Origin of the sequence: Geobacillus sp. 46C-IIa, from assembly GCF_014679505.1 — a bacterium.
Classification (GTDB): Bacteria; Bacillota; Bacilli; order Bacillales; family Anoxybacillaceae; genus Geobacillus.
In genome coordinates this window covers 1,417,883-1,430,236 of record NZ_CP061474.1, presented here as the reverse complement: position 1 = coordinate 1,430,236, position 12,354 = coordinate 1,417,883, and the positions used below count along the sequence as shown (strand labels likewise).

General features: G+C 48.9%; 10 protein-coding genes. 1 reads left to right on the top strand and 9 read right to left on the bottom strand.

Annotated features, from left to right (window positions below; translation table 11 throughout):
* Nucleotides 1–29: 29 nt before the first annotated feature.
* From IC803_RS07235 to IC803_RS07225, 3 genes are read right to left on the bottom strand one after another with little or no spacing between them, the layout of a single operon-like run.
* A complete protein-coding gene (locus IC803_RS07235; protein ID WP_081208828.1) occupies nt 30–1,556 on the bottom strand; it encodes a tripartite tricarboxylate transporter permease in 1,527 nt (508 codons plus the stop codon).
* 13 nt (nt 1,557–1,569) lie between these two features.
* Nucleotides 1,570–2,025, bottom strand: coding sequence for a tripartite tricarboxylate transporter TctB family protein (locus IC803_RS07230; RefSeq protein ID WP_081208830.1), 456 nt, complete (start codon nt 2,023–2,025; stop codon nt 1,570–1,572).
* Nucleotides 2,026–2,078: 53 nt separating this feature from the next.
* The gene (locus IC803_RS07225; protein WP_081208923.1) at nt 2,079–3,119 is read right to left on the bottom strand and encodes a Bug family tripartite tricarboxylate transporter substrate binding protein; all 1,041 of its coding nucleotides are present in this window, start codon (nt 3,117–3,119) and stop codon (nt 2,079–2,081) included.
* Nucleotides 3,120–3,299: 180 nt separating this feature from the next.
* On the opposite strand from IC803_RS07225, the gene IC803_RS18365 reads away from it, so the two are divergent.
* Nucleotides 3,300–3,422, top strand: coding sequence for a hypothetical protein (locus IC803_RS18365; RefSeq protein ID WP_255396842.1), 123 nt, complete (start codon nt 3,300–3,302; stop codon nt 3,420–3,422).
* On the opposite strand, the gene IC803_RS07220 is transcribed toward IC803_RS18365, so the two are convergent.
* The 6 genes from IC803_RS07220 to IC803_RS07195 form a co-directional block, all read right to left on the bottom strand.
* Nucleotides 3,419–4,576, bottom strand: coding sequence for a mannitol-1-phosphate 5-dehydrogenase (locus tag IC803_RS07220; protein ID WP_081208832.1), 1,158 nt, complete (start codon nt 4,574–4,576; stop codon nt 3,419–3,421). The genes IC803_RS18365 and IC803_RS07220 overlap by 4 nt on opposite strands.
* A complete protein-coding gene (locus tag IC803_RS07215; RefSeq protein WP_081208834.1) occupies nt 4,576–5,019 on the bottom strand; it encodes a PTS mannitol transporter subunit IIA in 444 nt (147 codons plus the stop codon). The genes IC803_RS07220 and IC803_RS07215 overlap by 1 nt, the downstream gene beginning before the upstream one ends.
* A gap of 5 nt (nt 5,020–5,024) precedes the next feature.
* Nucleotides 5,025–7,118 carry a BglG family transcription antiterminator gene (locus tag IC803_RS07210; RefSeq protein WP_081208836.1) on the bottom strand — a complete coding sequence of 698 codons (2,094 nt, stop codon included), beginning with the start codon at nt 7,116–7,118 and terminating at the stop codon, nt 5,025–5,027.
* Nucleotides 7,119–7,431: 313 nt separating this feature from the next.
* A complete protein-coding gene (locus tag IC803_RS07205) occupies nt 7,432–8,889 on the bottom strand; it encodes a PTS mannitol transporter subunit IIBC (protein WP_081208838.1) in 1,458 nt (485 codons plus the stop codon).
* Nucleotides 8,890–9,169: 280 nt separating this feature from the next.
* Entirely contained in the window at nt 9,170–10,720 is a 1,551-nt protein-coding gene (locus IC803_RS07200; protein WP_081208840.1) for an AMP-binding protein, read from the bottom strand.
* Nucleotides 10,721–10,754: 34 nt separating this feature from the next.
* Nucleotides 10,755–12,323: a class I adenylate-forming enzyme family protein gene (locus IC803_RS07195; RefSeq protein ID WP_158083288.1), complete on the bottom strand. Its 1,569-nt coding sequence runs from the start codon at nt 12,321–12,323 to the stop codon at nt 10,755–10,757.
* Between the last annotated feature and the right edge of the window lie 31 nt (nt 12,324–12,354).

Sequence of the window (12,354 nt, the reverse complement as noted above, 5' to 3'; positions counted from 1 at the left end):
CTAAAGGAAGAAAGCCTTTCTTTCTATTATTACATATCTTCATTGACAATGACGGTTTTTCCTCTTAATTTCATTAAAAACGGCACAGCAATCCATAACAAGGCGATGACCAACAAAACAAGCGAAATTGGCTTTTCAACGAAAACGAGATAATCGCCATTCGATGCCGTCAAAGCCCGACGCATATTGTTTTCAATCATCGGCCCAAGAACAAGCCCTAACACAAGCGGCGCGAGCGGGTAGTCGTGTTCGGCCAGCCAGTAGCCAAGCAGGCCAAACACCAGCAACAGGAACACATCAAACGTCGTCACTTGTACCGCATACACACCAAAGACGGAAATGGCGATAATCAGCGGCAACAAATATTTCGTCGGCGTCTGGATAATTTTCGCGAACACTTTGACAAGCGGCATGTTCAGAATCAACAGCATCACATTGCCGATAAACATGCTCGCAATCAACCCCCAAGCCACTTCAGGGTGATCGTCAAACAAAAGCGGACCTGGCTGGACGTTGTACATAATAAGCGCACCCATCAAAATCGCGGTTGTACCCGAACCCGGAATGCCTAGCGTCAAGAGCGGAATCATCGCGCCCCCGGACGCCCCGTTGTTCGCCGATTCCGGCGCTGCGACGCCAGCGATCGTCCCTTGGCCAAACTTTTCTGGATGTTTGCTGATTTTCTTTTCAAGAATATAAGAGAAAAAGGAAGCGAGTGTCGCCCCAGCTCCCGGCAGCACGCCGATGAAAAACCCGAGCAGCGATCCGCGGGCGATCGGCCCTGCACTTTCTTTCAAGTCCGATTTGGTCGGCAAGATGCGCCCGATTTTGGCGATGTCCCCGTCGTTCGTCTCATTACAGAGAATAGACTTGAATACCTCTCCTAGCGCAAATAGCCCGACCGCCACGGTTAAAAATTCGAGACCTCCGTATAAATAGGAAATGTCGTACGTAAAGCGGGCCACGCCAGAAACGTTGTCGAGACCAATCGTAGAAAGCAACAAACCGAACACAGTCATGATCCATGCTTTCGTCATCGATTTGCCGGCCAGTCCGCTCACCGCCGCCAACCCGAGCAGCATTAGCGAAAAATATTCCGCCGGGCCGAACTTCAACGCGACATTCGATAACGGCTGAGCTAATAGTACGAGGCCGATTAGCGAAACGATTCCGGCGACAAAAGAGCCGATCGCGGCAATGGCAAGTGCCGCCCCCGCCCTTCCTTGCCGAGCCATTTGATAACCGTCAAGCGTCGTGACAACCGATGACGATTCCCCAGGCGTATTTAACAAAATTGATGTCGTCGAACCGCCATACATCGCCCCGTAATACACGCCGGCGAGCAAAATAATCGAGCTCGCCGCCGCTTGGGACGGATCGAGACCGGACGTCATCGACGCCGTCACCGGAATGAGCAGCGCCACCCCGCTCATCGGGCCAATCCCCGGCAGCACGCCGACCGCTGTGCCGATCAACACCCCGATAAAGGCAAACAGCAAGTTATGCGGCTGAAGCGCTGTCTGAAACCCATCAAGCAAAAACGATAGTGTACTCATGATGACCCTCCTTTCATTGGAACCAAATCGGCCAGCTTGGCAACGTTCCTTGCAATAGTTTGACATAAAGACCATAGACGCCTAACGAAAAACCAGCCGCAATAGCGATCGACTTCCATAGCGCTCCTTTATCCATCGTTTGAAATCCGATCACGAGGAAAAGGAAGGTCATAATCACGTAACCGATCGTTTCGAGTAAAGCCGCATACAAGATAGCGGCGACAAAAATGATGAGAAACTTTTTATATTGCCGCGGCGGTTTCTCATCTGCTGCCTCTATATAGCGCCGCGTTTCCAACAACAGCTTGATGCTTAATAATGTAAGAACGAGTCCAAGCAGAAACGGAAACACATTTGGTCCAACCGCACTGCCGTAGGCGCTTTTCGATATGCGCAAACTTTCCGTCATAAACAAGGCGCCAACCGCCAAAAATGCCACCGCCGCGATTCGATCAGCCGTTTTGTTCATCGTTGCACCTCCTGTCTTGGAAAAAAGGGGAAGAACGTTCTTCCCCATGATCTTTACTTATGCATACCGAGCGACTTTAGGAGATCACCGACTTGTTGCTCTTGCTCTTGCAAAAATTTCGTAAACTCGTCCGAATTGCGGTATTCCGCCGCCCAGCCTTGTTTTTGCAGTTCTTCTTTCCACTTCTCGTGCTCAGACAACTTTTTCAATGTTTCTTCCCAAAACGCTTTTGCTTCTGGAGACATTTGCTTCGGCCCGAAAACCCCGCGCCAAATCGTAAATTCCGCATCAATGCCAAGCTCTTTCATTGTTGGTACATCTTTCAACACACCGCCAAGGCGTTCCGGAGCCGAAACCGCCAACACCCGCACTTTACCAGCTTTGAGATATTCGCCAACAGAAGAGGCATCCGTTGCAATGACATCGGCGTTGCCGCCAAGCAAAGCAGCCATTGCTTCCCCGCCGCCATCGTACGAAACATACTTAACTGATTTTGGATCGATGCCCGACTTATAGATCGGCAAAATCGCGACTAAATGATCCATCGAGCCTGGCGCCGATCCTCCAGCCACAGTGACCGATTTCGGATCTTGCTTAATTGCGTCAAGCAATTGGGGCAATGTTTGAAACTTTGAATCGGCCTTGACAACAATGGCTCCGAAGTCTTTCGTTAACTGAGCGAGCGGTGTCGTGTCTTTGTAGCCAAACGGGCTGTTCCCTTCTTTTTTCAAGTTGTTGATAATAATCGGCGGAGAGTTGACAAACAGTTTGTAGTCGTTTTTCACATCTTGTGTCGCGTATTCAGCCATAAAGACCGCCCCGCCGCCGCCCGGTTTGTTTTCAACCGTCATCGTCTGTTTGACGAGTCCCGTCTCGTCCAACACTTTCGTAATCGCTCGGGCGGTTAAATCCCAACCGCCGCCCGCCCCGGACGGAGCGACAATGGTGATCGGCTTCGTCGGATAGTCTGAGGCCGATGAGCCAGAGTTCGAACCGGATGATTTCGATCCTGCCGATTCATTGCCGCCACAGGCCGCCAAGGCGAGTGTCATCATCCCGGCAGCGAGCAACCCCCACCATTTTGTTTTCTTCATTTCTCCCTGCCCCCTTATTTTTTTGATAACGTTTTCAAAAACAACCTTATCATGATACAAAATTGACGTGAAGTTTTTGAAAATAAAATGAATTTTGTGCATTTTGTTCACAAGAATGTCTTACTGCGGCACCCCTAAACCAGCTCATCGTTCTCTACTCCGTCGGATGGGCAATGTAAAATGGCTGAAGCGGAAAATAACAGGGAATCGCCAAAGAGAGATGAGGGAATGAACAACCATGTAGACAAAAATCCCGCCAGCCGCGAAGGCAAGCGGGAAACCAACTGGTGTTTTGATATTTAGCGTGATTTTCGCATCTTGTCGTACTCTTCCCTCACCGCGGCCACAAGCAGGTGTGCACTCTCAAGTCCCGCGTATTGCCGAAGCGCCCCTTCAACACCGTGTTGTTCAATCGTTTGCTGGAGAGCAGCTGCTTCGGCATCGCTAGGCTCATTAAATAGTAAGAGCGCGGCGATGCCTTTGACAAGCCCGGACGGCACCCTTTCAAATAAAGCATAATATTGCGTTGCCGGGGCGACGAGGCGGTCGTTCGGCCCGAGCTTGCGAATCGGTGAGCGGGCGACGCGGACGATGTCATCGGAAAGGGACGGATTGGTGAAACGTCCGATCGTCGTTTCAATATACGAACGGTGCTCTTCTTCATTCCATCCGTGCTTTTTCACTAGGACGGCACCTGACTCGCGAAGCGCCTGTTCGACATCGGCTCGGATGCCGTTGTCTTTCATGGCTTCCTGAACCGTTTGATATTGTTTTTGATAGCCTAAATAGGCGGCCAACGCGTGGCCGGTATTGACCGTAAACAATTTGCGCTCGATATACGGCCCTAAGTCAACGACAAAATGAGCCCCTTGAATCGGCGGAACAGCGCCGATGGCGTTTCGCGTTTCAATCGCCCATTCAAAAAACGGCTCGACCGTCACCGCGAGCGGATCATCGTTCGTTTGGTTTGGAACGATGCGGTCGACAGCGCAATTGAGAAAACCAACGTTTTCATCTGCCTGTTGCTGCCCTGCCGCGGAAAGATGGGCAAGGATGTGCGTTTTCAGCGTTTCCGTGCCGCTGATCATGTTTTCGCAGGCAATGACGTGAAGCGGCTGCCGATGAACCGCGAAGCGCCGCTCGAGCCCGGCGGCGATGACGGGCGCAATGGCCGGAAAAATATGGGGGCCGACAGCGGTCGTCACCAAATCGGCGGCCGCGATCGCCTCAATGACATGTTCCCGTTCCGTTTGGCTATTGAGAGCGGAAACGCCGCGCACCCACTGTTCTTCCTGCCGCTCGCCGGCAACGATGACGCGATACTCCCCCCGCTCCTTCAGCAGGCGGGCGATTTGTTCGTTGACATCGACAAACACGACCTCATATCCCGATGCCGCAAGCAGGCTGCCGATAAAGCCGCGGCCGATGTTGCCGGCGCCGAAGTGGACGGCCCGCATTAGCCGTTCACCTCATGAAGCAGCCCGAGAATTTCCTCGGCCGTTTTGGCGTTCGCCATCGCTTCGACATGGTCCGCTTCCGCGCAGACAAGCGCGAGTTTCGAAAGAATATCTAAATGTTCCCCGTCTTTGCCGGCAATGCCGATGACGATCGTCGCCTGATTGCCGCCGCCAAAGTCAACACCGCCCGGAACTTGCACGATCGAAATGCCGGAATGCTTGACGAGCGATTTCGCCGCTTCCGTTCCGTGCGGAATGGCAACGTTGTTGCCGATATACGTCGATGTTAACTGTTCGCGCTCAAGCATCGAGTCAATATACGATGAATCCACATACCCCTGCTTGACGAGCACTTCGCCGGCAAGGCGAATCGCTTCTTCTTTCGTTTTTGGTTGGGCATTTAGCACAATGTTTTCTTTGTTTAAAATCGAATGGGTCAACATACGTTTCACTCCTTCGCCGATGTCCAATAATCATCAAAAAATTGTTCCAGGTGGGTGCTGATGAGCGAATACACTTGTTCCTCATCGCCGTGCGCCAAGACGGTGATGCTTTGCTCATCTTTGACTAACAGCGAGCTGATATGGCTTAAAACAGCAAGCGTCTCCTCGTCCGCATCAGCAGGGCCAAGAAGCAGCACAACGGTGTTGATTTCCATCGGTTTCCCGTCCATGCCTGCCACCGTCTGCGGCTCATCAAGCCGATACATTACGAGCGACGGCCGAATAACGGCAAAACTTCGGGCGTGATAAAGCGCGAGCGGCGTGTCAGGGACGCCGAGCCCACCAAGCGACTCCCGCCGCCGCAGTTCCTCGATGACGGCTTCGGCATCGACGATGACGCCGTTTTGTTCAAGGCGTCGGCAAGCGTCGGACAAGAGCCCGTGAACGGTGCGGTGCTTGACAGTCCGCAGCGAAAATCCTTCTAAAATGCCGATGATCGTCTCGCTGATGCGCCCGATGGCTTTCATCGTTTTCAGCGTCTGTCGGTTAGGCTGCGCATCTTGCTCGCGTTCTACCGGTTTCGCAACAGCGGCCGATTTTCGCTCTAAAAACGCGCGGATTGCCCGCGCTTCTTCCTCCCGTAACATCGGGCTGACGATAAAATACGGGCCGTGTTCGTCCGCAAGCGGCACGGTCGAAATGACGAGGTCGTACGCCCGCAAATCTTTCTTTTTCAATTCAAAGACAGATGCCTGTTCCATGACAGCGATGTCCGGAATCTCTTTTTTCAGCCTCGTCGCCAAAATTTTTGCCGTCCCGAGCCCGCTCGAACAAATGACGAGCGCCCGCCAGCCTTTTTTCTCCCGCATGAGTGCAGCCGCAAAATGAAGCACTAAATAGCCGATCTCCTCCTCCGGCACTGAAACATCGCCAAACAGCTGCTTTGTTCCGTCGGCGACAATGGCAAACAGTTCCGCGTAGTCTTGCTTAATTTGATCAAGCAGCGGGTTGGCGACCCCCATCCCATGCTCTAAACGGTACAAAGCCGGTTTCAAGTGAACGACGAGATCTTCGTATAGCGTCCGGTCGGTGGACAGATCGACATCGAGCCCGCGGCTGACGAAACGAATGAGCTGTTGCGCTTTCATGCCGACGGCCAAACTCGGCTCCTCCATCACCATTCCTTGGCGGCTACGCCATTTCGCCCCCATTAAATGCATCGTCATATAGCCGATCTCTTCTTTTGGGATGTCAATGCCAAACGCTCTTTCCAACGATTCGGCAAGCGCCTCCGCGATTTCATACTCTCTCGTCGCCTGAAGCGCCTGCAAATCACGCGGGTCGAAATGAATCGCTTCCCCCCGCCTGATGCGCTCGATGGCGAGCGCCAAGTGAACGACGAAGGCGATGTACGAACTGTCAGCCATCGTAAACGGGAACGTTTCTTTCACCTGCTCGATTTGCTGCTCAATGATGGCGAGCTTTTTCCGATCGACCAGCCCGAGCAGTTTTTCCGCCACCGTATCGAATGGATCGTCCGGCCGCCCCTGGATCGTCTCTTTCATCAGCGCCAAAAATTCATGTTCATCGACATGGCGGAATAACAGTTCGCCGATGAGGCGCCGTTTTGCCGATTCGGAGCCGGTAAGTTCGACGCCGTATCCGCGCTTGCGAATAAGCGAAAGCCCATACGCTTCGACTGTTTGTTCCAGTTTATCCAAATCCAAGCTGACCGTAGCGACCGTAACGTTTAAGTCATTTGCCAATGAGACAAGTTTCACCGGCTCGTCTGCTTCCAACAAGGCGATTAAAATCATCAGCTGCCGTTCTTCCGGCGTATATTCACGGTGAGAAAGATGAAGCAGCTCCGCAGCCAGCGCCTGCTTCTGTTTCTTTTCCCCGATAACACGAATGCCGACCCCCGCTTTTTTCACTAACTCGAGCCCGTAGCGCCGCAAAACGGACTCAAGGCCTTGCAAATCACGGTGGATCGTGCGGGCGCTGACATTCAGCTCCTCAGCCAGTTCGCCGACCGTCATTTCCCGATCATCGGCCAACAAACGCTCAAGCAGCTTTCGCTCCCGTGCCGATACGTACATCGCCGTTCACCTCCTATCCTTAGGCGGTACTGTTGACATGTTTAAAATGTTTGATCGTCTTCTCATTTCTTATTGTAAGGGCTTTTTTCTTGATTTGACAATGAATAGATGTTTCGTTTTCGTCATTGTTATTGTTGACAGTTTTTAATTTTTGCATGTATTTTTCTCTTTCGTCGTTTGACAAAGTTCACAGCGTACGGGCATACTCATACGGATGAGAGCGGATAAAAGTGTCCCAAGCAGTCAAGGTAACCGCGAAATCGTAAAGCAAAAAACGCAGGGAAAATCCCATTGCCCTGCGTCTCATGCCAATTTACGCGTTCTTTTTCAATTGCTCGATCAACTCATCGTATTTCGGACTGTTTAAAAAGTTTTCGACCGATACATGGTGCGCGTTTGGCAGCTTCGCCTTCGCCCGGTCGGTTAAATTTTGATGGGTGACGACAATATCGGCGTCGGCCGGCAGCTGGTTGATCGCCGTGTTCGTGACTTCAATGTCAAGGCCGGCTTTTTGCACTTTATTGCGCAAAATCGACGCCCCCATCGCACTCGACCCCATTCCGGCGTCACAGGCAAAGACAATTTTTTTCACCCGTACAGGAACAGCTTGTTCCGCTGCGATCGCAGACGCCGTGACTTCTTCTTGTGATTGCAGCGCGACAGCGACCTGGCTCTTTTTCCCTTTCAACTGCTCCATTTTCTCCGCTGCTTTCGCCAAATCTTCTTCCTCTTCCTTTTGCTTCGCCGCTTTTAAGAAAACCGAAGCGACAAGGAACGACACGGCTGCGGCGACAAACACACCAGCGAGCACGCCAAAGTAATTTCCTTTCGGCGTCATCGCGAGCAAAGCGAAAATGCTTCCTGGCGACGGTACGGCCACCAACCCGGCATGGAGGATCGTAAACGTGAATACCCCGCTCACTCCACCGGCAATCGCCGCTAAAATCAAGATCGGGCGCATAAGAATGTATGGGAAGTAAATTTCATGAATTCCACCTAAGAAGTGAATAATCACTGCTCCCGGTGCCGATTGTTTCGCCATTCCTTTGCCAAACAGCCAGTACGCCAGCAAAATGCCAAGTCCCGGTCCAGGGTTCGTTTCCAACAGGAATAAAATCGATTTCCCGGTTTGCGCTGCTTGTTCGACGCCGAGCGGGCTCAAGATCCCGTGGTTGATCGCGTTGTTCAAGAACAGCACTTTCCCCGGCTCGATGAAAATGTTCGCCAGCGGCAACAAGTGCCAATCGATAATTTTTTCGACCCCTGCCGCTAAGGTTTTGCTGATGGCGGTGACGACCGGACCAACCCCTTTAAAAGCGAGCAACGTCAACAAACCGCCGACAATCCCGGCTGAGAAGTTGTTGACAAGCATCTCAAATCCTTGCTTTACTTTTCCTTGGAAAAGGCCGTCCACTTTTTTGATCACATAGCCGCCGAGCGGACCCATGATCATCGCGCCTAAAAACATCGGAATTTCCGAACCGACGATGACCCCCATCGTCGCCGTCGCCCCGACGACGCCACCGCGGACGTCATAAATCATTTTGCCGCCCGTATACCCGATCAATAGCGGCAACAAGTACGTAATCATCGGTCCGACAAGCTTGGCAAACGTCTCATTCGGCAGCCAGCCGGTCGGGATAAATAACGCTGTAATCAACCCCCAGGCGATAAACGCTCCGATGTTTGGCATAATCATGCCGCTCAAATAACTGCCAAACCGTTGAATCTTCACACGGAAACCTGTTTCATTTCCGGTTGTATGCGTCATAAGTCTGTTCCTCCTTTTGCTTGACTGTACCTTTATCTTAAAACGCTTACAACCGGCCTTCAATGGTAAGTAAATGCGACTTTGTCAAGAGGGTTGTTGACAAGGGTTAAAAAAGAAAAAGAGACCGGCTTTGTCAAAAGACATTCACAGACCTTTTGGGGCCAATCGTTCGCCTAGTTCTGTACATTTAATGTCAAAACAGTAAAAAAAGGTAAAAATCGTGTCGATTCCCTTGGATTTTCACATTAAAATAGCACGAATAATTTCATTGCCTATATACTTATTTTTGACCTCTTTTCTTATCATAAAAGTCATGGTATTGCTTGCGTAAAATATGTTTTTGAATTTTTCCAGTCGAAGTCGTTGGAAGTTGATTAAGGAAAATAACGGATTTCGGAACTTGGAACGTTCCTAGATGCTGTTTACAATATGCCAAAATTTCTTCCTCGGAAATTTCAACATCAGGTTTAGGGACGACAAAGGCTGTAACAGCCTCCGACCAACGTTCATGCGGCAGTCCGACAACGACCGCATTGACCACTTTGCTATGCATCAATAACACTTGTTCCACTTGAATAGATGCCACATTTTCCCCACCAGTTTTAATCATATCTTTTTTGCGATCCACAAAAACGAGTTGCCCATCCTCATCCCAATAACCGAGGTCTCCAGTATGATGCCATCCGAATTTTCGGCTCTCTTCCGTTGCCTGCTCATTGTTTAGATATCCAATCATCACATTAGGACCTCGGTGAACGATTTCACCAATTTGCCCTTTTGACAAAATGTTTCCTTTCTCGTCCATAACAGCGGTATCATTAATGAGGCTCGATACCCCCCAATACGATCCAAATCTTCTCAACTGCTCTTCTGGCTTGAATACCATCGTTGCTGGATAGATCTCTGTTTGTCCTGTTCCCAAGGCAAACTCGGCACCCAATTCTTCAATCAGCATTTCTAATGTCAAGCGATCCATCGGTGCCATGGCATAAAGACATGTATGCAAGGAAGAGAGATCATAATCTTTTCGTTTTGGATGATGCAAAATCGCCTTATACATCATCGGCAACATAAATGTCCAAGTAATTTTTTCGTTTTCGATATTTTCCATGAACTCTACTGGATCGAACTTGTTCAATATGACATTGGTGGCGCCAATATGGAGGAAGGAAGTGGTCATCGTATGCTGCGCACAGTGAAATAACGGCATTAATGTGGTGGCCACATCATGCGGTTTTAAACCCAGCTCAATAATGTTTCCTAGGCTGGCAATGTATACTGCCAAATGACTGATCATCACACCTTTTGGGTTACCGGTCGTGCCGCTTGTAAACATAATTTGTGCAACATCTCGGTCGTGAATATCCGTTTCAGGCTCCTCAACAGGTTGATCTTCAAAAAAGGAATAAAATGCATCAAAGTTTCCATCGAGTGCAATGACTTGGGCGAATGCCCGATATTCCTCAAGGTGCCCTTGCAACAATGGTTGATCGCCAATAATCAGTTTCGGATTCACTTGATGAAAGATGTATTTTTTCTCTTCAAGCGAAACACCAGGATTGATTGGCACCCAAATGAGTCCTGCTTTAGCAGTTCCATAGATGGCAACAACAAATGCAAACGAGTTAGTGCATATCGTTGCAACTACATCGCCTTTCTTAAAGCCTTGAGACAATAAAAAGTTGGCAAATTGATTGCATAACTGATCGAACTGCCGAAATGTCCACCTTTGGCCTTGCTGTACAAATGCCGTTTTATCAGGATAACGGCTTGCACTTCTACGGACAATATCTCCGATGGTTATTCTGTTTACAATAGATACATCATACATTTTCAAACCTCTCCTTCTCACGAAATTCCGGGTATTACGCTTGCCGATTGGTTTCTAGATAACGTTGCATTAACTTAGATTTTTGTACCTTCCCTGCTGGGGTGAGCGGTACTTCATCGACGATGATGAAACGTTTTGGAACTTTGTAATCCGCTAAACGATCCCGACAAAATTGAAACAACTCTTCCTCTGTTAAACTAACATTCGGCTTCGGGACAATGTAATAAACCCCTATTTCTCCCAATAACGGATCCGGTACTCCTATACCCGCGGCAAGTTGAACCTTTTCGTAGGAAGCTAGGACATTTTCAATTTCAACTGGAAAAACGTTGAAACCACCCGTTATATACATTTCTTTTTTGCGTCCTTTGAAATGCAAATATCCTTCATCATCCTTATAAACCATATCTCCTGTTGCCAACCATCCATGCTGAAATGTTTCGTTTGTCTCCTTTTTCATTCCATAATAACCTTTTGCCACACAATCACCCTGTATAAAAAGCTCGCCAATTACCCCATTTGACACTTCTGCACCATCTCGATCCACTACTTTAGCCTTGAATGTTCCAATTGGAACACCAATGGTTTCCTGAACCTTGGAAATATTATCAGTTAATCGAGATAACACACATGCTCCTGATGTTTCACTTAAACCATATAAGTTAATAAGCTTTGCATTAGGAATAGAGTTTGTAATCCGACAACATAACTTTGGTTCGACATTCGATCCCCCTACAATGCAAATTTTCAATGAAGTTAATTTCTTCTTTGTTAAATGAGGCAATGATAACATCATCAAATACATGGTTGGAACGCCGCCAAAAATTGTCGCTTTATACCGCTCAATGACATCAACAACTCGGTCAGGACGAAAGTTTGGAACTAGGACAACACTACTCATGCTTACAAGCCCGACCATTATCGTACATGTAATCCCGCCAACGTGGTTGAGAGGTAGACTGCCGATAGCAATATCATCTTTGCTTATGTTTAAGTGCTCCGATTGAGCACGTGCCGAGGCCAATAAACTTCGGTTCGTTATCATAGCCCCTTTTGGTTTTCCGGTTGTTCCTGATGTATAAATAATTAAAACAGTATCTTCCTCATCGACCTGTTCTTTTGCTTCAGACAATGTGTAATCTTCAGGTTCACACTCCAACAACTTTTCAAAACTATGCTCTCCATTCCCGCCGATATAGAAAAATTGGGAAACCCCAGGAATTCGCGAACGAAATGACTGAAAAAACTTCACATAGTCAAAATCTTGGAACTGCGCTAAGGATATAACCGCTTTCACCTCAGCCTGATTAAGCATATATTCAAGTTCTGTTTCACGATATCTTGTATTGAGAGGGACGACGGTAACACCGATTTTTGTGGCCGCAAAAAATGTATATAGCCACTCTACTTGATTTAAAGCAATAATACTAATTTTATCTCCCTTTTTAATTCCTTTTTCAAAAAAGGCTGATGCTAATCGGTCAGTTATTTCATCAAACTGTTTGAATGAAACGGTCTTATCTTCCTCTATTAAGAATATCTTATCAGGCTCACTTTCTACGGCGTCAGCCAAAGCCTGCAGCACGGTTTGTTTCTTTCCCATTTTCCAATTCCCCCTTTTTGGCCCATGTAAC